Origin of the sequence: Streptomyces sp. NBC_00083 (assembly GCF_026343295.1) — a bacterium.
Lineage (GTDB): Bacteria > Actinomycetota > Actinomycetes > Streptomycetales > Streptomycetaceae > Streptomyces.
The window spans coordinates 36,228-58,392 of sequence record NZ_JAPELY010000005.1 but is presented as its reverse complement, the minus strand read 5'-3'; the positions used below and the strand labels follow the sequence as shown (position 1 = coordinate 58,392).

General features: G+C 73.3%; 18 protein-coding genes. 10 read left to right on the top strand and 8 right to left on the bottom strand.

Annotation, left to right across the window (positions count from 1 at the left end):
- Positions 1-168: 168 nt before the first annotated feature.
- The 3 genes from OOJ98_RS32900 (at position 169) to OOJ98_RS32890 (ending at position 3,892) form a co-directional block, all read left to right on the top strand.
- Complete coding sequence (locus OOJ98_RS32900; protein WP_267058795.1) at positions 169-1,686, top strand: LCP family protein; 1,518 nt, start codon at positions 169-171, stop codon at positions 1,684-1,686.
- 103 nt (positions 1,687-1,789) lie between these two features.
- Positions 1,790-3,310: an alkaline phosphatase gene (locus tag OOJ98_RS32895; RefSeq protein ID WP_267058794.1), complete on the top strand. Its 1,521-nt coding sequence runs from the start codon at positions 1,790-1,792 to the stop codon at positions 3,308-3,310.
- A gap of 36 nt (positions 3,311-3,346) precedes the next feature.
- The gene (locus OOJ98_RS32890) at positions 3,347-3,892 is read left to right on the top strand and encodes a hypothetical protein (protein WP_267058793.1); all 546 of its coding nucleotides are present in this window, start codon (positions 3,347-3,349) and stop codon (positions 3,890-3,892) included.
- 15 nt (positions 3,893-3,907) lie between these two features.
- Here the strand turns inward: OOJ98_RS32890 and OOJ98_RS32885 are convergent, their stop codons facing one another.
- From OOJ98_RS32885 to OOJ98_RS32865, 5 genes are all read right to left on the bottom strand, one after another.
- Entirely contained in the window at positions 3,908-4,999 is a 1,092-nt protein-coding gene (locus OOJ98_RS32885; protein ID WP_267058792.1) for a type III polyketide synthase, read from the bottom strand.
- A gap of 29 nt (positions 5,000-5,028) precedes the next feature.
- A complete protein-coding gene (locus OOJ98_RS32880; RefSeq protein ID WP_267058791.1) occupies positions 5,029-6,234 on the bottom strand; it encodes a cytochrome P450 in 1,206 nt (401 codons plus the stop codon).
- A 195-nt stretch (positions 6,235-6,429) separates the two neighbouring features.
- Positions 6,430-8,097: an IclR family transcriptional regulator C-terminal domain-containing protein gene (locus tag OOJ98_RS32875; protein ID WP_267058790.1), complete on the bottom strand. Its 1,668-nt coding sequence runs from the start codon at positions 8,095-8,097 to the stop codon at positions 6,430-6,432.
- 50 nt (positions 8,098-8,147) lie between these two features.
- Complete coding sequence (locus OOJ98_RS32870; RefSeq protein ID WP_323177961.1) at positions 8,148-8,711, bottom strand: molybdopterin-dependent oxidoreductase; 564 nt, start codon at positions 8,709-8,711, stop codon at positions 8,148-8,150.
- A gap of 55 nt (positions 8,712-8,766) precedes the next feature.
- The gene (locus OOJ98_RS32865; RefSeq protein WP_267058789.1) at positions 8,767-9,465 is read right to left on the bottom strand and encodes a DNA-binding response regulator; all 699 of its coding nucleotides are present in this window, start codon (positions 9,463-9,465) and stop codon (positions 8,767-8,769) included.
- 133 nt (positions 9,466-9,598) lie between these two features.
- Here OOJ98_RS32865 and OOJ98_RS32860 point away from each other — a divergent pair, with 133 nt between their 5' ends.
- Positions 9,599-10,141, top strand: coding sequence for a GNAT family N-acetyltransferase (locus OOJ98_RS32860; RefSeq protein ID WP_267058788.1), 543 nt, complete (start codon positions 9,599-9,601; stop codon positions 10,139-10,141).
- Between the two features lie 61 nt (positions 10,142-10,202).
- Here OOJ98_RS32860 and OOJ98_RS32855 read toward each other — a convergent pair whose 3' ends face one another.
- A complete protein-coding gene (locus OOJ98_RS32855; protein ID WP_267058787.1) occupies positions 10,203-11,858 on the bottom strand; it encodes a serine/threonine-protein kinase in 1,656 nt (551 codons plus the stop codon).
- Between the two features lie 127 nt (positions 11,859-11,985).
- On the opposite strand from OOJ98_RS32855, the gene OOJ98_RS32850 reads away from it, so the two are divergent.
- Genes OOJ98_RS32850 through OOJ98_RS32840 form a run of 3 tightly spaced genes read left to right on the top strand, consistent with a single transcriptional unit; the run spans position 11,986 to position 15,316 of the window.
- On the top strand, positions 11,986-12,822 hold the full coding sequence (locus tag OOJ98_RS32850) for a B3/4 domain-containing protein (RefSeq protein ID WP_267058786.1): 837 nt from the start codon (positions 11,986-11,988) through the stop codon (positions 12,820-12,822).
- Complete coding sequence (locus OOJ98_RS32845; protein ID WP_267058785.1) at positions 12,822-14,108, top strand: ATP-grasp domain-containing protein; 1,287 nt, start codon at positions 12,822-12,824, stop codon at positions 14,106-14,108. The genes OOJ98_RS32850 and OOJ98_RS32845 overlap by 1 nt, the downstream gene beginning before the upstream one ends.
- Positions 14,105-15,316 (top strand): MFS transporter, encoded by a 1,212-nt coding sequence (locus OOJ98_RS32840; RefSeq protein ID WP_267058784.1) that lies wholly within the window; start codon positions 14,105-14,107, stop codon positions 15,314-15,316. Before OOJ98_RS32845 ends, OOJ98_RS32840 begins: the two co-directional genes overlap by 4 nt.
- Here OOJ98_RS32840 and OOJ98_RS32835 read toward each other — a convergent pair.
- Positions 15,313-16,824, bottom strand: a complete 1,512-nt coding sequence (locus OOJ98_RS32835; protein WP_267058783.1) for a PLP-dependent aminotransferase family protein — start codon at positions 16,822-16,824, stop codon at positions 15,313-15,315. The genes OOJ98_RS32840 and OOJ98_RS32835 overlap by 4 nt on opposite strands.
- 212 nt (positions 16,825-17,036) lie before the next feature.
- On the opposite strand from OOJ98_RS32835, the gene OOJ98_RS32830 reads away from it, so the two are divergent.
- The 3 genes from OOJ98_RS32830 (at position 17,037) to OOJ98_RS32820 (ending at position 21,501) form a co-directional block, all read left to right on the top strand.
- Positions 17,037-18,617 carry a class I adenylate-forming enzyme family protein gene (locus OOJ98_RS32830; protein ID WP_267058782.1) on the top strand — a complete coding sequence of 527 codons (1,581 nt, stop codon included), beginning with the start codon at positions 17,037-17,039 and terminating at the stop codon, positions 18,615-18,617.
- 80 nt (positions 18,618-18,697) lie between these two features.
- A complete protein-coding gene (hemA, locus tag OOJ98_RS32825) occupies positions 18,698-19,948 on the top strand; it encodes a 5-aminolevulinate synthase (RefSeq protein ID WP_267058781.1) in 1,251 nt (416 codons plus the stop codon).
- Positions 19,945-21,501 carry an AMP-binding protein gene (locus OOJ98_RS32820; RefSeq protein WP_267058780.1) on the top strand — a complete coding sequence of 519 codons (1,557 nt, stop codon included), beginning with the start codon at positions 19,945-19,947 and terminating at the stop codon, positions 21,499-21,501. Before hemA ends, OOJ98_RS32820 begins: the two co-directional genes overlap by 4 nt.
- Here the strand turns inward: OOJ98_RS32820 and OOJ98_RS32815 are convergent.
- A complete protein-coding gene (locus OOJ98_RS32815) occupies positions 21,440-22,114 on the bottom strand; it encodes a response regulator transcription factor (protein ID WP_267058779.1) in 675 nt (224 codons plus the stop codon). The genes OOJ98_RS32820 and OOJ98_RS32815 overlap by 62 nt on opposite strands.
- Positions 22,115-22,165: the final 51 nt, after the last annotated feature.

Genomic DNA, 22,165 nt, shown 5'->3' with positions numbered 1-22,165 from the left:
GTCCTCCCTCGTTCGCGTCCTACAGCCGGTTTCGTGCGGCCCGCGTCTGTGCACGGCCGGGGCTGATGGCTCTTAATGAGACTTGCTACATTGCGCAACTGTACAACCAGACCGTACGACTCACCGTCTCCTCTACAGAAGAGGCGCGAATGAGGGATGAGGGGTCCGATGGCCGGGAGCCACAAAGCGGGAGTGACGAGCAGGCGTGAGAGCGATGGCCCGGCCGCGCCGCGCCGCGGGAAGAAGCGCAGCCGCGCGCGTCTCATCGGCATCACGAGTCTCTCCGTCGTCGTCCTCGCGGTCGCCGGCGGCGGCTGGATCTACTTCCAGCTGAACGGCAACATCAAGACGTTCGACGACGGCGGAGTCTCCGCCGACCGCCCCGCCGCCTCCACCAAGGGCTCGAACGTCCTGATCATCGGCTCCGACACGCGCTCGGGCGACAACGTCAAGTACGGCCACGGCAAGGGCGACATCGGCCGCTCGGACACCGCGCTGCTGCTGCACGTGTACTCCGACCAGAAGCACGCCGTCGCCGTCTCCATACCCCGCGACTCGCTGGTCGACATACCCTCGTGCAAGCTCCCGAACGGCAGCTGGACCAAGGAGAAGCACCTCCAGATGTTCAACTCGGCGTTCGAGGTGGGTGAGACGGTCGAGGGCAACCCGGCCTGCACCCAGAACACCGTGGAGAAGCTCACCGGGCTGCGCGTGGACCACACGATGGTGATGGACTTCGCGGGCTTCGCGAAGATGACCGAGGCCGTCGGCGGCGTCGAGGTCTGCGTCCCCGGCAACGTCTACCAGGGCGACCTCAACCCGAAGCTCGGTCACAAGGGCAGCCTGATCTTCGCCAAGGGCCCGCAGAAGGTGTCCGGGCAGAAGGCCCTCGACTACGTCCGCATCCGGCACGGCATCGGCGACGGCTCGGACATCGGCCGCATCAAGCGCCAGCAGGCCTTCATCGGCAGCCTGATCAAGCAGGTGAAGGGCAACGGGCTCGACCCGACCACCCTGCTCCCGCTCGCCAACGCGGCCACCAAGTCGATGACCGTCGACTCGGGCCTCGGCTCCCCCAGCAAGCTGATCTCGTTCGCGATGTCGATGAAGGGCATCGACCTGCACAACACCAAGTTCGTCACCCTGCCCTGGCGGTACGAGGGCGCCCGCGTGGCCGTGGTGAAGCCGGAGGCCGACGCGCTGTTCGCGGCGCTGCGCGCCGACCGCACCGTGGACGGCCAGGACGCCGCGGCCAAGGACAAGGACGGCAAGCCCTCCGCCGCGCCCTCCGCCTCCGCCCCGGCACCCGCCTCCGGCAAGGGGATCGCCGTCGCCGTCTACAACGGCACCACCACCAAGGGGCTCGCGGGCACCGCCGCGGACTCCCTCAAGAGCGCGGGCTTCACGGTGACCGGCACCGCGACCGCCGCCACCCAGGACTACACGCACACCGTCATCCAGTACGGGCCGAACGACGAGGCCAAGGCCAAGACGCTCGCCACGCACTTCCCCGACGCGCTGATGCGCACGTCCAAGCAGCCGGGCCTGAGCGTCATCCTCGGCACGCAGTACAAGCCGGGCGGTCCCGACGCCTCGCCGAGCGCCCCCGCCGCGGTCCCCTCGTCCGTCGTGGACGCGTCCCGCTCGGCCGACGACAACATCTGCTCCAACCTCTCGTACGGGTAGGCAAAGAGCAGGGGCGGAAAGGTTATAAGGAAGGCAAAGGCGTTCGTCCTGACGTCGCCTGCGCCTTCCGGTCCGTTCACATGGGGCTCATAGCTTCGCGGCCATGAGACACACCACCATGAAGGTGCTCGCGGTGTTCGCGGCGGCGTCCGCCGTCGCGACCGGCACGGCCGTCACCGCCAACTCCACGCCCCGGCACGGGCACGGCGACGGCGACCGCGAGATCCACAACGTCATCTACCTGCTCGGCGACGGCATGGGCCGCACCCATGTCACCGCGGGCCGCGAGCGCTACTACGGCGCCCAGGGCAAGCTGAACATGGAGAAGCTGCCCTACACCGGCGCGGTCGCCACGTACGCCGTCGAGAAGGGCAGCGACCGGCCCGCCCTGGTCACGGACTCGGCGAGCGCCGCCACCGCCTGGGCATCGGGCATCAAGACGTACAACGCCGCGATCGGCGTGGACAGTTACGAGAAGCGCCGGGTCACGCTGATGGAGCAGGCCAAGTCGGCCGGCTTCGCCACCGGCAACGTCTCGACCGCCGAGATCACCGACGCCACGCCCGCCGCCCAGTTCAGCCACGCGCTCCTGCGCGGCTGCCAGGGCCCCACCTACTCGGACGCCGCCTGCCTGCCGAAGAACGCCGACGGCAGCTACGAGAAGGCGCCCGCCGACAAGACCCTGATCACCCCGATCGCCGAGCAGATCGCCCGCAACGGCACCGCCGACGTGGTGCTCGGCGGCGGCCTCGCCCGCTTCGAGCCGGACGACCAGAAGGCGCTCCAGAAGCAGGGCTACCAGGTGCTCGGCTCGTTCGGCGACCCCACGCTGCCGGCGCAGAGCGCCGCTTCGCAGCGGGTCGCCACCAAGGCCGACCTCGACAAGGCGCGCGGGAAGAAGGTCGTCGGGCTCTTCAACCGCGGCAATCTGACCGTCGAGCAGGCGAAGGCCGGTCTTCCCGCGGGCGCCCCGCAGAAGCAGGAGCCGACGCTCGCCGAGATGGCGAAGAAGTCGATCGACCTGCTCGACGGCCGCTCGAAGAAGGGCTTCTTCCTCCAGATCGAGGGCGCCCAGATCGACAAGCGCTCGCACGCCAACGACGCGGCCCAGACGCTCGCCGAGGTCAAGGCGTTCGACGACGCGGTCAAGGCGGCCACCGACTTCGCGAAGCGGGACGGCCACACCCTGGTCGTCGTCACCGCCGACCACGAGTGCGCCGGCTTCAACATCATCGAGAAGGGCACCTACACCAACGCCGAGTCGGTGGCGCCCCCGGCCAACACCGACGCGGGCAACACCGCGAACAACTCCCTTCCCTCGCGCGCCACTTCGGGCGCCAAGGACCCGGCCCGCTCGACCGGCATCGCCAACGGCGCGGGCGCGGGCGACGCGAAGAACTTCGCCCCGGCCACCTTCCGCACCCCCGACGACCCCCGGGGCGTCAAGGACGGCAGCCCCGACGCGAGCCTGTGGCTGACCTACCTCTCCGGCAACCACACCGGCGCCGACGTGCCGATCTTCGCCTACGGGCCGGGCGCGGGACGGTTCGCGGCCAGCCAGCTCAACACCGACCTGTACGGGAAGATGTACGGCTCGCTGTTCGGCCGTGCCCCGCGCGGCTGACCGTCCGGCCCGTCCACACACAGGAGTCGTACGCACATGAGACGCAGCCGCACCGCCGCCCCGGCCGTCCTGGCCCTCGTCACCCTCGCCCTGGCGACCGGCTGTGGCGGCGGTGCCGGCGAGCGGGCCGAGGCCGCGCCGGACCCCGTCCCCTCGGTGAGCTTCGCCGCACCGCGGCAGGCCGCGGCGCCCGCCGCCCACCGCGAACTGGGGAAGGGCGAAGTACGCCTGGACCAGGGCCCGTTCACCGACCGGGTGAAGGTCACGGGCGCTGCGCTCGGCGCCGGGTCCGCCGTGACGGGCCACCTCACGGTCACCTCGGACGTCAGCGACCTGATCGCCCTCGAAGTGCGTGCCGCGTACTACGGCGCGGACGGCGGGCTGCTCGGCACGGGCACCTTCCGGTACGCGGAGGAGGGCCACGACGGGCACCCGGGCGGCCACACCCCGGCCGCCGAGGGCGCGGGCATCGACTTCACGGTCCGGCCCGCCGCGCCGGACGGCACGAGCACGCCGGCCGGCGCCCCGATCGGGACGCCGGCCGGCGTGGTTCTCTCGATTCCCGTCCTCGTCAACGAGTAGCGGGGGGCGGGGGGTTCAGAGCTTCGCGGCCATCGCGCTGAGCTCCTCGTCCAGGTGCGGGCCCGCGTTCCAGCTGCCCACGCCGATCTCCGCGGTGATGCCGGGCCCGAATCCGGCGATCAGGCCGCGGGCCCCGTCCTCCATGCCGCCCTCGTCGAAGAGCCGCGCCAGCGCGTCGAAGACCACCGAACTCGCGATGTTGCCGCGTTCGGTGAGGGTGCTGCGGCTGAAGCGGAACATCTCCGGGCCGAGTTCGAGGAAGTGGCACAGGTCGTCCAGGATGCGCGGGCCGCCGGCGTGCACGATGTAGAAGTCGAGCGCACCGACCTCCCAACTGTGCTGGGCCACCAGGGTTTTGAGCGCGGGCGCCAGCATCTCCATGGTGCCGGGCACGCGCTTGTCGAGCTGGAAGTGGAAGCCCGTCTCGCGCACCGCGTACGAGATCCAGTTCTCGGTGTCCGGCACCAGGTGCGAGCCGTTGCGCTCGATGCGCATGCCGGTGCCGCCCTCGCCGCGGACCACCGCGGCCGACAGGGCGTCCCCGAACAGGCCGTTGGAGAGCAGCGAGCCGACGCCGATGTCGGTGGGCTGGTAGAGCAGCGAGCAGAACTCGCACGACACGATCAGCACGTTGGAGCCCGGGTAGGCCGTGATGAAGTCGTGGGCGCGGTTGATCGCCGCGCCGCCCGCCGCGCAGCCGAGCTGGGCGATGGGCAGCTGACGGGTGTCGGAGCGGAAGCCCATCGTGTTGATCAGCCACGCGGTCAGCGAGGGCATCATGAAGCCCGTGCAGGACACGTAGACGATCATGTCGATGTCGGCGGGCTCGACCTCGGCGTGGGCGAGCGCCTCGCGCACCACCTCGGGCACCCGCCGCTTCGCCTCGGCCTCGTACACCTGGTTGCGGAGTTCGAAACCGGGGTGGGCCAGGGTCTCTTCGAGGGGCTGCACGAGGTGCCGGGTGCGGACGCCGGTGTTCTCGATGAGCCGCAGGACCAGACCGAGCTGGGGATGGTCCGCGTGGGTCTCGCGGGCGATCGCCAGGGTCTGCTCCTGGGTGATGACGTGGTCGGGAACGGCGACCGCCGGTCTGCACAGGGTGGCCATCTAACTGCCTTTCGTCGGTGGGGGGTTGGTCACCAGGCGACCGGAAGGCTGAGCGGGTAGCGCCAGATGGAGTGGGTGTTCCACGGCACGTCGGCCGGTGCGCCGGCGTGGTGGATGCCCGGGAAGCGGGTGAGCAGGGAGGTGAACGCCACCTCCAGTTCCATCTGGGCGAGCGGGGCGCCGAGGCAGTGGTGCGCGCCCCAGCCGAACGTCATGTGCGCCACCGAGCCGCGGTCCAGGTCGACCTCGCCGGGCCGGTCGAACTTGGCGCCGTCCCGGTTGGCGGTGAGGTAGGAGACATGGACGACATCACCGGCGCGGATGAGGACCCCGCTCAGCTCGACGTCCTCCAGGGCGATCCGCGGGATGCCGACGCCCTTGCGGAACGGGATGAAGCGGAGCAGCTCGTCGAGGACCGCGGGGAAGCGGTCCGGGCGCGCACGCAGGACATCGAGGATGTCCGGCCTGGTCAGAAGCGTGTACGCGATGTTGCCGAGCTGGTAGGTGGTGGTGTCCTGGCCGGTGATGAGCAGGACCATCGCCATCACGGCGAGCTCCTGGTCGTCGAGGAGCTCGTCCCCGTCACGGGCGGTGGCCAGGGTGGAGATCAGGTCGTCGCCGGGGGAGCGGCGGCGGGCCGCGGTGAGGTCGGTGAAGTAGGCCCGCAGGTCGGCCTTGGCCGCGACGGCCGCCTCCCGGCCCGCGGCGCCGATGTTCATCATGGTCAGCGCGTGACCGCGCAGCCAGTCCCGTTCGCCCTCGGGGATCGCGAGGACCTCGCAGATCGTGACGAGGGGGAGCGGGGCGGCGACGTGCGCCACGAAGTCGGCGGGCGAGCCGTGCGCGGCCATCGTGTCGAGCAGCCCGTCGACCACGCGCTGGGTGCGCTCGCGCATCCGCGCCACGTGCTTGGGGGCGAAGCTCTTCGCGACGAGGCTGCGCAGCCGGCTGCTGGCCGGCGGGTCCATCAGGTTGATCGACTCGTCCTGCACGATCGGCTCGGGGGTCATCCGCGGGAAGTCCCGGCCGATGACCGCGCTGCGGCTGAAGCGGCGGTCGGTGGTCACCGTGCGCACGTCCTCGTACCGGGTGACGAGCCAGGCTTCGCCCTCCCCGTACGCCATGCGGATCCGCGCGACCGGTTCTTCGGTCAGCATCCGCTGGAGCTGCGGGTCGAATTCGAGTGCGTCGGCGTAGTCGAAAGGGCAGCTCCACACGGTGTCTGTGGTCTCCACGAGGCGTACTCCGGTGTCAGGGAAGGGCGGGGGCAGGGGATGAGCCCTGTATCCCCTGCCCCGGGCGGCGACATGTCCGCGTGCGACCCAATTAACCGATTAGAGGGAGATCTCGCGAAGACGCGGACCCGTCGGCCGCACGGCGGGCCTCACCCCGCGGTGCGCCCGGTCCTCACCCCGTGGTGCGCCCGGTCCTCATGCCGCCGGGGCCGGGCAGAAGCGGCCCACCACGTGCAGCTCCGCCTCGATGGCCGCCACGGTGGCGCGCATCTGCGGCAGCACCTGGTCCAGGCACTCCGCGCGGGTGCGCCGGGTGGTGTGCATGGCCACGTTCACCGCCGCCACGGCCCGGCCCCCGGCGTCCCGCACGGGCACCGCGAGGGAGCGCAGCCCCTCCTCCAGCTCCTCGTCGACCACCGCGTAACCCTGCTCGGCGACCTGTGCCAGGAGCGCGGTGAGTACGGCCGGTGAGGTGATCGTGTGCGGGGTGAGCGCCGACAGCTCCGTACGGCCGAGCCGTCGCGCGCGTTCGGCGACGGGCAGATCCGCGAGCAGCACCCGGCCCATGGCGGTGGCGTACGCGGGGAAACGGGTGCCGAGGGTGATGGTGACGCTCATGATCCGGCTGGTGGCGACCCGGGCCGTGTAGCGGATGGCGTCGCCGTCGAGGACCGCGAGCGAGGCGGAGTCGTGGACGGTGCGTGCCAGCGCGGCCAGGTGGGGCGCCGCGATGTCGGGGAGCGTCGTCCGGGAGAGCGGCGGGCAGCCGAGCGCCAGGACGCGCGGGGTCAGGCGGAAGACGCGGCCCTCGGTGGCGACCAGGCCCAGATGGTCGAGGGTGATCAGGGCGCGCCGCGCGGTGGCGCGGGCCAGGCCGGTCGCTTCGGCGACGGCGCTGAGGGAGAGCGCGGCGCGCCCGGCGCCGAACGCGGTCAGGACGGTGAGGCCGCGCGCCAGCGACTCGACGAATTCCGAGCCGAGCTCCTGCTTCGAGGCGGAGGTCCAGGCGGCGAGCGGGCGGGGCGGGGGCGACGGGGTGCTCGCGCCCGTGGTGGTGTGGTCGCGGGCGAGTGCGGCTTCCATGGCGTCGGCGGCCGTACGCAGGCGGTGGAGTACGGCCGCGCGCAGCGAGTCGGCGCTGTGCCGGCTGGTGTGGCTGACGACGCTGACCGCGCAGACGGGTGTGCCGTCCGGGGCGTGGACGGGTACGGCCACCGCGATGAGGCCGGGCTCGATGAGCTGGTCGTCGACGGCGCATCCCTCGGCCCGCGCCTCGGTGACCCGCTCCTCGAACCGCTCCTCGAAATGCGCCTCGACGCGGTCCTCGACGCCGGGAAGGGCGGCGTCCCCGGGGGCGGCGTCCCCGGGGCCGGTGGCCCGTCGTGCGCGCCACGCCGTCCACTGTTCGGGCGCCCAGTGCGCGGCGAACAGGGGCCCCGGCGCGGTGCGTTCGGCCGGCAGGAGGTCGCCGATGCGGAAGGTGAGCGACATCGCGCGGTGCCGGGTGCTCTGGTGGACGAAGCGGATGCCGTCGCCGTCCGGCACCGCGAGCGACACCGACTCGTCGAGTTCCTCGGCCAGTCGGGCCGCGCACGGACCGAACAGGGCGGGCAGCCGCAGCGCGCCGAGGTAGGCGTTGGCGAGCTCCATCAGCCGTGGTGCGAGCGTGGCGGTGGGCCCGTCGAGGCGCAGGTAGCCCATGCGGGCCAGGGTCGCGGCGACCCGGTCGACGGTGGAGCGGGCGAGCCCGGTCGCGCGGACCAGCTCGCCGAGGGTGAGCCGGCCGTCGGCCTCGCCGAGTGCGCGCAGGACGGCGACTCCGCGCATGAGCGGGCCGACGGCTTCGGCGGGGGCGGTGCTCATCCGGCCTCCGGGGGCGGGGAGTTGCGGGGCTGACCCGGTGGCCATGAACTCTAGTTCATTGAGCGAACCGGCGCGTTCTCCTGCCGTTCGGCCCGCTGCCGTTCGGCTTCGCGCGGCTCCGCTTCGTACCGTTCCGCTCCGTACCGTTCCGCTTCGTGCGGCTCCGCGCACGCGCGCACCCTGATCTGGGTGATCCCGCTGATGTAGCGCGCCCCGCACCGGTCGGTGGGGATGACGAGCTGGGCGCCGGGGCCGTCGAGGGCTGCGCCGTCGAGCGCGGTGGCGAGCAGCATCGGCGAGTCGCCGAAGTCCTCGTCGATCTCGGCCCAGGACACCACCGTGGCGTGCCCGTCCTCGCCGGTGATCTCCAGAAGGAACCGGGACCGGTCCTTGCGGCGGGCGGCGTCGAAGCCGGGGCCCGCGGCGGTGATCACCTCGCGCAGCAGCGGCCCCGTGAACGTGTGGGCCCGCCGGCCGCTCGTCGCACAGTCGAAGGTGACGGCCGCCGTCCGCTGGGGCCACCGCTCGCGCAGTTCGGCCACGCTCAACAGGACCGGCCGGTCCACCGCACCCACTACCGCCATGTGCCGCTCGGCCACGCGTTTATGAGTCATGTACGAGAGTATGGCTCGCATTTGCTGTTTTGAGTCATGGTGTGCGGGGCGACCTTCAAAGCGGGGTCCGGGCCGGGAGCGGGCCTCCCCCGACGCCACCCTCCAGCTCCCGCGCACGCGCCCCGGCCTGGAACCGGGAGGTCGCACCGAGCGCGTCCATCAGATCGGCGACCCGTCGCCGGTAGGTACGCAGCGACATGCCGAGCAGCCGCGCCGCCGACTCGTCGGTGTGGCCCGCGCCCAGCATCCGCAGGATCCGCCGCGCTTCCTCGCCCAGCTCCGCGGGGCGCCGCCGCAGGTGCTCGTCGAGGTCGGGCGAGGTGGCCCACGCGGCCCGCACCAGCGACCTGAGGCCCGCGACGACATCGGGCGAGCGGATCACCGTGTACGTCCGCGTGCCGACGGCGGGCGTACCCGCGAGGATCGCCGTGCGCCGGTCCAGGATGATGGTCTCCTGGGCGAGCGGCGCCGCGCAGATCCGGATGTCGGCCCCCGTGGCGGCCATCCTGGCCAGCCGCCGCTCGGCGTGCGCGTCGGGGAGCGCCTGCGGGGTGTAGAGCTTGTGCAGGACGGGCCCGTCGGGCGCCCTGCCGGGGCGCAGCCCGGCCCGGAAGGCGGTGTTGACCCCGGCCGACCAGGTCCCCGGGTCGGCGGCGGCGACCAGGAACTCGTGCCGCGCCCCGGCGAACAGATGCCCGGCGCGGTCGATCAGCTCGCGTTCGCCGTGGAGCGTCACGATCGGTTCGTCGTTCATGGTCCGGTCAGTGTGCGACGCCCGCCGTCTCCGGTCAACGCGCTGCCGGCGGCGGCCCCGCGGCGCCGGGCGCACCCGCCGCGCCCCCCTCCCGCCTGTTCCGCGAACCGCCGTGACCTGCCACGCTGTTGCGATGACAGAGGTGTTCTTGCGGCGGCTCTCCCGCTGGCAGGCCGAGCAACAGCGGGAGTCCGTCGCGGACCTGTACGTGGCGGCGTACGACGGCACGCCGGGCGCGCAGCCCCCGGAGCGGGACGCGTTCCTGCGCCGCTTCGCGCAGGACGTGCAGCGACCCGGCTTCGACATGATCATCGCGGGGGATCCGTTCCTGCTCGGCTGCGCGTACGGCTATCCGCCGGGCCGTGAGGGCGAGTGGTGGCACGGCTTCCGGGGCGCGGCGACCGACGGCGACGAGGAACTCGCCGCCTCCGACCGGGTGTTCGCGCTCGCGGAGCTGATGGTGCTGCCCACGCGCCGCCGCGCGGGCGTGGCCACCCGGCTCCAGGAACGCCTCCTCGAACGCCAGGAGGCCGACCTGCTCACCGCCCTGATCGCCCCCGACAACACGGCGGCCGCGGCGGCGTACGCGTCCTGGGGCTGGACCAGATCGCTCCGCGCCGCCCCGTCCGCCACCGGCCCCGCCCGCGACGCCTGGACCCGCCGCCCAGGAGGCTGAGCCACGCCGCGCCGCCCGGTGCCGGGGGCCCCGTGCCGGGTGCCGGGTGCCGGGTGCTGGGTTAGAACCCCTCCTTGCGGCGGCGAAGGCGGCGGGCGAAGACGGCCGGCACGACGTAGACCATGGCGAGCGAGCCGAGGGCGAGGAAGAAGGAGAAGATCCCGGTCAGGGAGTCCACCAGGTTCTGGTATCCGCTCACCACGCCGCCGTGCTTCGCCGCGACGCCCATCGCGCTGTACGTGCCGATGCCCCACCAGCCCTGCACCTCGAAGAAGGCGAGGGTGAGCCAGAACGTCTGGAGCAGGCCGCACCACTTCGCGACCGGCATCCGCCGGCGCGCCGCGGCGAGCCGGCCACCCAGGCCGAGCAGTGCCGGTACGGCGATCACGCGGAGCCATCCCATGAAGGTGGGCTCCGCGAACACCACGAGGTAGGAGCCGATCCCGAGCGGCAGCAGCCAGATCAGCCCGAACAACGGGTTGCCGAGAAGCCCGCCGTACACCCAGGAGCGGTCGCCGGGCGGGTGGCCGGCGGGGGAGTGCGGCGAGGTGCCGGGCGTACCCGACGGGTACCCGTAGCCCGGCTGTCGCGGCGGGACGTGAGCGGTGTGGCCGCTGCCGGATCCGTAACTCCCGAAGAAACTCGCCGAGTCGGCAGGCGGCGGAGGTGGCGCCGACGGTCCGGACCGGCCCGGGGCGGGCCCCTGGGTCGGGGCGCCGTGGAACCCGGCGCCCGCGTCGCCGCTCGTCCTGAATCCGGCGCCCGCGCCGCCGCTGTCCGTCCGGAACCGGGCGCCGCCCGCCGTGCCGTCCGCCTTGGGGCCGGGGCCGGGGCCGGGGCCGGGGCCGGGGCGCTCGCGGTCGTCCTCCGTCTCCAGGTTGAGCAGCTGCTCCGAGGTGCGGGCGATCGCGGACGCCACCGACGCCGGCAGCCAGGTGTCGGTCGTCGTGTCGAACGCGCGCGCCCGTGCGTGGAGTTCGGCCGCCGACGGGCGCCGCTGTGGGTCCTGGTCCAGGCAGTGCGCGATCAGCAGTGCCAACGGGCCTTCCACGCCCGGAAGTTGCTCCGGTGTCGTGCCGCGTCGCGGGGTGATGCCGGTCGCCGCGAAGGCCAGCGTCAGGCCGTAGCTGTAGATGTCGCTCGCTGCCGCGACGCGCTCCCCGTACGCCTGCTCCGGCGACATGTACGCGGGCGTGCCGATCCGGGCGCCGGACAGGGTCAGCCCGGTCTCCAGGACGGCGTGCACGATGCCGAAGTCGATGAGCCGGGGCCCCGACGTGGACAGGAGCACGTTGGACGGCTTGAGGTCGCGGTGGACGAGGTCCATGCCGTGGACGTGCTCCAGCGTGCGGGCCAGGTCGGCGGCGAACCGCCACAGCGCCTGCGCGGGCAGCGGGCCGTACGCGTCGACCGCGTCCTGGAGGGAGGGGCCCGGCAGGTAGTCCGAGGCGTACCAGGGGTGCTGCTCGTCGACGCCCGCGTCGACCACCGGCACCGTGCCCGCGCCGGAGACCCGCCGCACCACGTCGACCTCCCGCCGGAAGCGGTCGCGGAAGCCCGGCAGGGCCGCCATGTCGGAGTGGATCAGCTTCAGCGCCACCGACCGGCCGCCACGGGTGCGGGCCAGGTAGACCCGGCCCATGCCGCCCTCGCCGAGCCGCCCGAGGACCCGGTATCCACTCACGGTGCGCGGGTCCCGCTCGTCGAGCGCCTCCATCAACTTCCCCCCGGAGTAAGGCGTTTGCGAGATCGCATTCTGGCACGGGGTGCCGTGCGAAGTGGACCTTCGAAATGGCCGGGAATTGGCCACAGCCGGGCCCCCGTCCGCTTCGTACCGTCACGCCATGCAGAACGCACCCCACACCCCGGGCGACGCCCGCCCCCTGACCGTCTCGATCGACCCGCGTCTGACGGAGCGCGTGCCCGGCTATGTGCTCGGCCTCATCGCGGTACCGGCCATCGACGTCGTCGGCACCGGCGCCGGCCCGGACGCCGTCGACACCGGCGCGCGGCTCACCGCCGCCGAGGACGCCCTGCACGCGGCCGGTCCCGGCACCGCGGAGGTGTCCGCGCTGCCCGCGATCGCCGCCTGGCGCGAGGCGTACCGCGTGGTCGGCGTCAACCCGAACAAGTACCCCTGCGCCGCCGAGTCGGTCCTGCGCAGGGTGGCCAAGGGGGCCCGGCTGCCCCGGATCAACTCCCTCGTCGACCTCTGCAACGCGGTCTCCCTCGCATCCCGGCTTCCCGTCGCGTCCTGCGATGTGGGCTCCCTCCAGGGCGCGTTGGAGGTGCGCCCCGCGCACGGCGCCGAGGTGTTCACCCCGCTCGGATCGCCCGGCACCACGGAGCACCCCGAACCGGGCGAGGTCATCTACGCCGATGAACGGGGCCGCGCGCACTCGCGCCGCTGGAACTGGCGCCAGGGCGACGTGGTCAGGACCGATGCCGGACGGCGCCGGCTGCTGCTCACCGTGGAGGCGGCGCACGAAGGCGGCCGGGCCGAGGTCGAGGAGGCCCTCGCCCGGCTCGCCGCCGCGCTGACCGCGCTCGAAGGCCTCGGCGCGGCGCCGGGGCACCCGCTCCTGCTCGACCGGGCCGTACCGGCGGGCGACCCGTTCGCGCCGCACCGGGCCGTGCTGCCGGGCGACCCGTTCGCGACGGCCTCCGCAGCCGCGCGCTGATGCCCGCCGTCCCGCCGTCGACACCGGCCGTCCCACTGGTACCGGCGGTGTACGAGGAGCACCGCACGACCCCCGCGATCCTGGTGATCCACCGCCCCGCCGCCGGGCGCTACACCGCGCAGTTCCGCGCAGTCGTCGACGCCGCCGCCGACCTCGGCGTGGGCACCGTGGTGCTGCTCCCGGCCGGTCAGGAGGCGCCCGAGGCCGCCGGGCTGCCGCACTACCACTGCGACCTCGACGACACCGCCGAGGTCCGCGCCGCGGTCGGCCGTATCGTCGCCGAGCACCGCATCGAGCGGATCTTCGCGCTCTTCGAGGGCGATGTCCTGCCCGCCAGCCGGGCCCGCAAGGACCACGGCATCCCCGGTCTGCTGCCCGCCCAGGCACTCCACTTCCGCGACAAGAACGTGATGCACCGCAGGGCCGAGGAGCTCGGCGTGACGGTGGCCCGCTCCTGCCGGCCCGACACCCTCACGATGGTCGCCGACTTCGCGGACGAGGTCGGCTACCCGGTCGTCATCAAGCCGTACGCGGGCTGGGCCTGCGGCAACACCTACCGGGTGGACGACCGGGCCGAACTCGACGTCGCCTGGGCGGCGATGGGGGACGACCGCCACGAGTACCGGGTGGAGGAGTTCGTCCACGGCACCGAGTTCCACGTCGACTCCCTCGTCCAGCGCGACGACATCGTCTTCGAGCAGCTCTCGCGGTACACGTACTCCGTCCTCGACTACCGTGACGAGCCCGGTGGCACCATCTCCCGCAAGTACGACCTGACGCCGGCGGAGTGGCGCATCCTGGAGCTGAACGGCGTGATCCTGCGGGGCTTCGGCCTGGGCACCGGGGTCGCGCACGCCGAGTTCTTCCTCCGGGACGACGGCGAGATCGTGTTCGGCGAGGCGGGCGCGAGAGCCGGCGGTGGCTCGATCGTGCCGGCCGTCCTGGCGGGCCGCGGCATCAACCTGGCCGGCGAGTGGTGCCGCCTGGAACTCGACCCCGGCCACCGCCCCGCCGCCCGGCTCGGCCCGGAGATCGGCACCGAGTACCTGTCGTCCGACGCGTACGGAACGATCACCTCTCTCACCTCCGCCGCCGAACTGGCCACCTTGGAGGGCGTGGTGGACGCCGAGGTGTGGAAGCGCGTGGGTGATGTCCTCGCGCCGCCGACCGCATCCAACGACGTGCTCGGCTGGTACGTGTGCGAGGGCCGGGACGTCGAGGAGGTGGGGGCCCGCTTCGCCACGGTGCGGGACGCCTTCCGCGTACGGACCGGCGGCCGGCCATGACCTGGACGAGACGCCTCGGTGAACTCCCGCTCGCGTTGCGGGTGTTGTTCGCCGCCTCCTTCGTCAACCGGGCCGGGATGTTCGTCTTCCCGCTGCTCGCCGTGTACCTGGTGCGCGGCAAGGGGCTCGGCCCCGCGGAGGCCGGCCTGCTCATCTCTGTCGGCAGCACGGGGCTGCTCGTCGGAAGCCTCCTGAGCGGCCCCGTGTGCGACCGCCGGGGCCGCCGCGCCGCCCTGCTGGCCGCGCTGCTCCTCAACGCCGCTGGCTACCTCGGCCTCGCCCTGCTCGACGGCGCACCCTGGGCGTACGCGGCGCTCCTCTTCCTCGCCCTGGTCGGCACGGGCATGTTCGGCCCCGCCTCCAACACCCTGGTCGCCGACCTGGCCACCCCCGAGCAGCGCCCGTTCGCGTACACGGTCGGCTACGTCGGCAACAACCTCGGCATGGGCGTGGGCCCGCTCCTCGGCGGGGTCGCCGCCGGGTACTCGTACCGCGTCATGTTCGCGGGCGACATCCTCGCGGGCCTGCTGTGCGCGGCGCTGATCGTGTGGCGGGTGCCGCGCGACCGCAGGACAAAGGGTCCCAAGTCCGTTGCGCGATACGGTCGTTGGCCGGTGACCGGTCATCCCCACGTGCTCCTCCTGATCCTCGTCTCCTTCTTCTACGTGGTTCCGCTCATCGGCCTCGAATACGCGCTGCCGCTCGCCGTCACGACGGTCCTGCACGGTTCGGCGGGGCTCGTCGGGGTGGTCTACACGATCAACAGCGTGGTCGTGGTGGGCCTCGGGCTGCCCCTGGAGAGGCGGCTGCGCGGCCACGGCACGAAGACGCTGCTGCTGGCCGCGGGGCTGCTGTGGACCCTCGGCCTCGCCGTGATCGTGCTCGGGTTCTCGCTGCCGGCGCTGCTGCTGTCCACAGGGGTGTGGACCCTCGGCGAGATCATCGTGTCCGTGGTCGTGCCGACGTACGTCGCCGACCACGTCGACGAGCGCCGCGTCGGCACCTACATGGCGCTCAACGGCTTCGTGCTGGGCCTCGCGCGGCTCGTGGTGCCGGTGGGGCTCGGAGCGCTGTGGGCGGCGCAGGGGCACCGGCCGGTCTTCGTGGCGCTGCTGGGCGCCCCGCTCGTCGGGATGGCGGGGTTCGCGCTGCTGCGGACGAGGCCGACGGCCGCCGCGGCCGAGGCGGCACTCGCGGCGAACGGCTAGCCCGACGCGGCCTCGCGCACCGCGCCGGCGAGCAGGGCGACGCCGCGGGTGATGCGGGGGGCGGGCAGGGCCGCGTACCCCATGAGGAAGGCGGGATCGGCCGGCGGGTCCTGGACGAAGTAGCCGGACGCGGGGTGGATCCGCACGCCGTGCGTGGCCGCCGCCGCGGCGATCCGGTCCTCGGGGACGCCCCGCGCTCCGGTCAGGGTGACGAGGACGTGCAGGCCGGCCGCCGCACCCGACACGCGGACCCCGGCGCCGAAGTGGTCGTGCAGCGCTGCCAGGAGGCGGCTGCGGCGCCCGCGGTAGAGCCGGGTCATGCGGCTGATGTGGCGGGCGTACGCGCCGGTGGAGATGAAGTCGGCGAGGGCGTCCTGGGTGACGGTGGGGGTGAGCCGGTCGGTGATCCACTTGATGCCGAGGAACGGCTGCACGAGGTGCGGCGGCAGGACGGCGTAGCCGATGCGCAGGGCGGGGAAGAGCGTCTTGCTGAAGCTGCCGACGTAGGCCACGGTGGAGCGGTGCCGCTCGGCGGCGAGGGCGGGAAGACGCTCCCCGGTGAAGGTGAACTCGTGGTGGTAGTCGTCCTCCAGGACGGTCGCCCCGCGGTCGTACGCCCACCGGAGCAGCCCGCGCCGGCGCGGCCCGGACAGGATGAACCCGGTGGGGAACTGGTGCGACGGCGTCACGTACACGAGCCGCACGCGGGCCGGGTCGTGGCCGTGGGCGCGTACCCGGGCGTCGATGTCGTCGACGCGCAACCCCTGTTCGTCCACCGGCACGGGCACGACGTGCGCGCCCGAACAGCCGAAGACCTGCCGGAGCACGGTGTGGCTGGGGTCCTCGATGACCACGACGTCGCCGGGGCCGACCAGCATCCGGACCAGGATGTCCATCGCCTGGGTGGCGCCGCTGGTGACCATGATGCGGTCGGCCGGGGCGTCGAGGGCGCGGCTGCGCCGGACCAGCGTCGCGATCTCCGTCCGCAGCGCGGGTGAGCCCTCGGCCGGCCCGTAGCCGAGCGAGGCGGCGCCCGCGCGGCCGTACGCCGTGTGCAGCGACTGCCGCCAGCGCGCCAGCGGGAACTCGGCGAGCGCGGGTGTGCCGTGCCGGAAGTCGATGACGTCCGCGGCCCGTTGCGCGGGCGGCGGCTCCCAGGGCCGCCACAGGGCGTCGCCGCCGTCGGTGGGCCGCGGCGGCTGCGGCGCCAACGAGGCTGCGGGCAGAGCGTGTTGGGGCCGGGCGGGCTGGCCGGCATCGGGTGCGACGCGGGTCCCCGAACCCTGCCGGGCGGTGATGACGCCGCCCGCGCGCAGGAGTTCGTAGGCGCGGGTGACGACGGTCCGTGACACGTCGAGCTGGCGGGCGAGCTCGCGCGAGGCGGGCAGCGCGTCCCCGGGGCGCAGCCGGCCCGCCCGCACCAGCGCGGCGATCCGGTCACCGAGCTGCTGCTGCAACGGCGTACCGCCGCCCCGGTCGAGCACGATGAGCAACTCCGGCGACCCCACGGCGCTCCCCCCTCGGCCCGGCACCCCGTCCACCCCCGCCGAGTCTGCCACGGCGGGGCCTACCCGTTCGGGTACCCCCGGTGGGGCGGTCGCGAGGCCGGGCCGTCGGGGTGGCCGAACACGCCTGTGCCAGGACTTCCGCGACCAGAAGACTTCAGGTGTCGGAGCACAGCTGACTGCCGCGTTCGGCGCGGCAGGGAGGAGCGGGCGGCATGGTGACTGCGGGCGGGGCCTGGTGGTCGGACGCGGGCGGCTATGTGCCCGGCGTGCTGGAGGCGCTGGCGGAGCACCCCGGCAAGGTGGTCCTCCGCTACCCGGGTACGGAGCTGACGGCGGGCGCCTACCTGCGCGCCGTCACCGGCACCTACCGGACGCTGCGCGCCGCCGGAGCCGGGCGCGGCACCGTCGTCGCCGTACTCACCGCGCCCAACAGCCCGGACATGATCACCGTCCGGCACGCCGCCCATCTCGCCGGCGCCGCCGTCTGTTTCCTGCGCTCCACCAACCCCGGCACCAGCACGGCCATGCTGCCGCTCACCGACCAGCTCGGCATCCTGCGGGCCACCGGCGCGAGCGTCCTCTACGCCGACCGGACCAGCGCGGCGCGCGCCGCCGAACTGGCCGAAGGCTGCGGGGCGTTCCTCATCGGCCCCGGGCAGGACGGGGCCGCCAGGACCGAGCCCACCGACGACCCCGGGCACGTCGCCCCGGAGCACGGCGCGCCCGACGACCTCGCCGTCATCATGTTCACCAGCGGCAGCACCGGCCGCCCCAAGGGGATCCGCAAGTCCGTACGGGCCTGGGAAGGCACCGTACGGATCGCGGTCGAGACGCCCCCGGAGGCCGCCGAGATCACCGCCCTGTTCAGCACCCCGCTGAGCCACAGCGCGGGGCTCCTGGTCGACGGCGCGCTGGCGGTGGGCGGCAGCGTCGTGCTGCTGCCGGAGTTCGACGCGGACCAGGTGGTGCGCGCCGTCGTCGAGCACGGCGTCACCCGCACCTTCATGGCCACCACCCAGCTGTACCGGCTGCTCGACCACCTCGACGACCTGGGACACCGGGACGCCGCGGCGGCGGGGCTCGGCGGGCTGCGGGTCCTCAGCTACAGCGGCACCTCGGCGGCGCCCAGCCGGATCAGCGCCGCGCTGAAGGTGTTCGGCCCGGTCCTGCTCCAGCTGTACGGCACCACGGAGAGCGGCCGCATCACCTTCCTCGACCCGGCGGGGCACGCCGACCCGGGTCTGGCCGCGACGGTCGGCCGGGTCTTCCCCGAAGTCGAGGTGGAGGTGCGCGACCCGGACTCCGGGGCGCCGCTGTCCGACGGGCAGGTCGGGGAGATCCGGATGCGCTCCCCGCAGCTCATGGACGGCTACCTCGACGCGTCCCTCGACGCCGACGCGCTGCGCGACGGCTGGTACCGCACCGGCGACATCGGCTACCGCGACGCACGCGGCTGCCTCCACCTGCTCGACCGGGTCTCCGACGTCGTCAAGGTCGACGGGGTCAAGGTCTACCCCGCCGTGGTCGAGCGCGAGCTGCTGACCCTGCCCGGCGTCGCGCTCGCGGCGGTCTACGGCGTACGCGACACCGACGGCGTCGAGCACCTCCACGCCGCCCTGACCTGCCGCCCCGGCACCCTCGTCGAACCCGACGCGGTACGCAAGCACATCAGCGCCTCGCTCTCCCCGGCCCAGGCCCCCGAGCGGGTCCTGGTGCTCGACGAACTCCCCATGAACCTCGGGGGCAAGCCCGACAAGGCGCGGCTGCGCGAGCACAGCGCCGCCACCGCCTGAGACACCCGGCCGCCCCCCGCCCCCAACACCCCTTGTACGTGCGCCACTTCCCCTGATGAAGCCGAACGAGAGGAACCACCATGCCCAGGCACCTCGACTACTTCACCGACCAGCTCACCGACGAGCAGCGCCGCACCCGCACGTTCCTGGAGATCGGCCGCCGGGCCGGCAACTTCCCCAGCGCGATCGCCCGCACCCCCGACGAGGACACCGAGGTCAGCGTCTGGTGCAGCAACGACTACCTCGGCATGGGGCAGCACCCCGCCGTCCTGGCCGCCGTCCATGACGCCGTCGCCCGGTTCGGCGCCGGGTCCGGCGGCTCCCGCAACATCGGCGGCACCAACCACCGCCACGTGGAGCTGGAGCGCGAACTCGCGGACTGGCACGGCAAGGACGCCGCGCTGCTCTTCACGTCCGGCTACACCGCCAACGACGGCGCGCTCGCGGTGATCGCGGGCAACCCCCCGGGCACGGTGGTCTTCTCCGACGAGCTGAACCACGCCTCGATCATCGACGGTCTGCGGCGCAGCGGCGCCCAGAAGCGCATCTTCCGCCACAACGACGTCGCGCACCTGGCCGAACTCCTCGCCCAGGCCGACCCGGAGGTGCCCAAGCTGATCGTCCTGGAGTCGGTGTACTCCATGTCCGGAGACGTGGCGCCGCTCGCCGAGATCGCCGAACTCGCCCACCAGTACGGCGCGACCACCTTCCTCGACGAGGTGCACGCCATCGGCATGTACGGCCCCGAGGGCGCGGGCATCGCGCCCCGCGAGGGGATCGCCGACCGGTTCGACGTCATCATGGGCACCCTCGCCAAGGGCCTCGGCACCGCCGGCGGCTACATCGCCGGACCGCAGGACCTGATCGACGCCGTGCGCACCCTCTCGCGGGCGTTCGTCTTCACCACCTCGCTGCCGCCCGCCACCGCGGCCGGCGCCCTGGCCGCCGTGCGCCACCTGCGGGCCTCCGACACCGAGCGGCAGAGCCTGGCCAGGAACGCCCAGCTGCTGCACCGGCTGCTCGACGAGGCCGACGTGCCGTACCTGTCGTCGGACTCGCACATCGTCTCGGCGCTCGTCGGCGACGACGCCCTGTGCAAGCAGGCATCGGCGCTCCTCCTGGACCGGCACAAGATCTACGTCCAGGCCATCAACGCGCCGAGCGTCCGCGCGGGCGAGGAGCTCCTGCGCATCGCCCCGTCGGCGACGCACACGGAGGCCGACGTGCAGAAGTTCGCCGAAGCCCTCGCGGGCATCTGGCGGGAGCTGGACATCGTCACGGCGTCCGACCGTGCGGCCGGGCGGGCCGGCGCGGTGAAGGAGCTTGTGTGACCCGCCCTCTGGCCGCCGTGCTCGCCGATACGGCGGCACGGCGGCCGGACCGTGCGGCCCTGGTGTGGGACGACTCCGTCATCACGTACGGGCGGCTGTGGGAGCGGGCGCGCCACTACGCCGGAGTGCTGCGCCGCCACGGCGTCGGGCCCGGCGACCGGGTGGCCCTCCTCGTGCCCAACTCGCCCTGCTTCCCCGCCGTCTACTACGGGGTGCTCGCCCTGGGCGCGGTCGTGGTGCCGATGAACGCGCACTCCCGCGCCGCCGAAGTGGAGTTCGTGCTCGGGGACAGCGGCGCGCGCGCCCTGATCTGCGAGGGCTCGGCCCTGGAGCAGGGCGCCGCCGCGGCCGCCGCGGCCGGAGTCGAGCTGTTCACCGTCGCGGGTGATCACCCCGGCGGGACCGGTCTCGACGCCCCGCACGCCGGCGAGCCCGTCGCGCGGTACGTCCCGGTCGCCCCGGACGACCTGGCAGCGATCCTCTACACCTCGGGCACCACGGGCCGCCCCAAGGGCGCCATGCTGACCCACGGCAACATCGTCACCAACATCGAGGTGACCGCCGTCTCCCCGTTCGCGATCCAGGACGACGACGTGCTCTACGGGTGCCTGCCGCTGTCGCACACCTTCGGACAGGTCTGCGTCATGGGCACCTGCTTCCTGGCCGGCGCGACGCTGGTCCTCGCGCCCCGGTTCGCCGCCGAGCAGGCGCTGCGGGCGATGGACCGGCACGGCTGCACCGTCTTCATGGGCGTGCCGACCATGTACCACGCACTGCTCGAAGCGGTGGCCGCGGGCGCGCCCGCGCACCGGCTGCGGCGCGCCTACAGCGGGGGATCGGCGCTCGCGGTCCCGGTCCTCGCGCAGGTGCGCCGCGCCTTCGGCTGCGAGGTGTACGAGGGGTACGGCCTGACGGAGACCTCCCCGTGCGTCGCGTACAACCAGCCGGGGACGGCGCCGCGGCCCGGCACCGTGGGAGTGCCGGTCGAAGGGGTGGAGGTGGCCATCGCCCGCGCCGACGTGGAGGGCAGCGTGGAGCTGCTGCCCGTGGGCGAGGTGGGCGAGGTCGTCGTCCGGGGCCACAACGTGATGGCGGGATACCTCGGTCTTCCCGAGGCCACCGCCGAGGTGCTCGTGGACGGCTGGTTCCGCTCCGGAGACCTCGGACACCTGGCGCCCGACGGCTGCCTCACGCTCGTGGACCGCAAGAAGGACGTGATCATCCAGGGCGGCTACAACGTCTATCCGCGTGAGGTGGAGGACGTGCTGCTGCGCCATCCGGCCGTCGAGCAGATCGCCGTGGTGGGTGTTCCGGACGCGGCCCGCGGCGAGGAGGTCTGCGCGGTCGTGGTGCGCAGGGCGGGCGCCGTCACCGACACCGAACTCGTCGACGAGATGGCCGAGTTGGCGCGGCGCGAGCTGACCGGCTACAAGCGCCCGCGCCGGGTGGAGTTCGTCGAGCGGCTGCCGCTGGGCCCCAGCGGCAAGGTCCTCAAACGTGAGCTGGCCCGACTGCTGCCGGCTTCGCCAGGAGTCCGATCTCCAGCGCTCTGACCACGGCGAGGGTGCGGTTGGGGCTGTTGAGCTTGGCGAGGATGTTGCCCATCAGGCGCTTGACGCCGTTCTCGGAAATGCCCAGGGAGCGGGCGGCCTGCTTGTTGCTGAGGCCGCCCGCCACCAGTTCCAGGACCTGCACCTCACGCGCCGTCAGGGCGACCGCGGGCCCCGGGTCGGCGGGCACGAGCAGGCGCCGGGCCAGGCTCGCCGACACATGGAAGCGGCCGGCGGACACGTCGACGACCGCGTCCCGCAGCAGGCTGAGGTGGAGCGCCGACCGGTCCACGAAGCCGTGCACCTGCGAGGCCCAGGCCGATGTCATCCGCTCGTCGGGCCCGATGAGGACCACCAGGCGCACCCCGTGGTCGCGCAGGTAGCGGGCCACCGACGGGTCGGTGGTCTCGTCCAGTTCGGCGGTGGAGGTGAGCAGCAGGTCCGGCAATGTCCCCGGGGCGGCCTCCACGGCGTCGGCGATGGCCGGGTGGCTGAAGATGCTCGCGATCTCCTCCAGGGAGTGCAGCATCCCTTCGAGTCCGTAACGGTGGATGTCCTGGCGGACGGCCAGGGCGACGGTGAGGCCCCGCGCGGGCCGAGCTGTCGGGAGGGACATGGCTACCTTCTCGCTCTACGAGGGTGGGGCCCCGGGGCGGCCGGCCCCCGT

Excerpts from the sequence above, each read along its gene's own strand:
- OOJ98_RS32900 (WP_267058795.1), top strand. The coding sequence starts at position 169 with ATGGCCGGGAGCCACAAAGCGGGAGTGACGAGCAGGCGTGAGAGCGAT.
- OOJ98_RS32830 (WP_267058782.1), top strand. The coding sequence starts at position 17,037 with ATGGTGACTGCGGGCGGGGCCTGGTGGTCGGACGCGGGCGGCTATGTG.
- OOJ98_RS32865 (WP_267058789.1), bottom strand. The coding sequence starts at position 9,465 with ATGAACGACGAACCGATCGTGACGCTCCACGGCGAACGCGAGCTGATC.
- OOJ98_RS32850 (WP_267058786.1), top strand. The coding sequence starts at position 11,986 with ATGCAGAACGCACCCCACACCCCGGGCGACGCCCGCCCCCTGACCGTC.
- OOJ98_RS32815 (WP_267058779.1), bottom strand. The coding sequence starts at position 22,114 with ATGTCCCTCCCGACAGCTCGGCCCGCGCGGGGCCTCACCGTCGCCCTG.
- OOJ98_RS32890 (WP_267058793.1), top strand. The coding sequence starts at position 3,347 with ATGAGACGCAGCCGCACCGCCGCCCCGGCCGTCCTGGCCCTCGTCACC.
- OOJ98_RS32840 (WP_267058784.1), top strand. The coding sequence starts at position 14,105 with ATGACCTGGACGAGACGCCTCGGTGAACTCCCGCTCGCGTTGCGGGTG.
- OOJ98_RS32870 (WP_323177961.1), bottom strand. The coding sequence starts at position 8,711 with ATGACTCATAAACGCGTGGCCGAGCGGCACATGGCGGTAGTGGGTGCG.
- OOJ98_RS32875 (WP_267058790.1), bottom strand. The coding sequence starts at position 8,097 with ATGAGCACCGCCCCCGCCGAAGCCGTCGGCCCGCTCATGCGCGGAGTC.
- hemA (WP_267058781.1), top strand. The coding sequence starts at position 18,698 with ATGCCCAGGCACCTCGACTACTTCACCGACCAGCTCACCGACGAGCAG.
- OOJ98_RS32855 (WP_267058787.1), bottom strand. The coding sequence starts at position 11,858 with ATGGAGGCGCTCGACGAGCGGGACCCGCGCACCGTGAGTGGATACCGG.
- OOJ98_RS32845 (WP_267058785.1), top strand. The coding sequence starts at position 12,822 with ATGCCCGCCGTCCCGCCGTCGACACCGGCCGTCCCACTGGTACCGGCG.
- OOJ98_RS32860 (WP_267058788.1), top strand. The coding sequence starts at position 9,599 with ATGACAGAGGTGTTCTTGCGGCGGCTCTCCCGCTGGCAGGCCGAGCAA.
- OOJ98_RS32885 (WP_267058792.1), bottom strand. The coding sequence starts at position 4,999 with ATGGCCACCCTGTGCAGACCGGCGGTCGCCGTTCCCGACCACGTCATC.
- OOJ98_RS32895 (WP_267058794.1), top strand. The coding sequence starts at position 1,790 with ATGAGACACACCACCATGAAGGTGCTCGCGGTGTTCGCGGCGGCGTCC.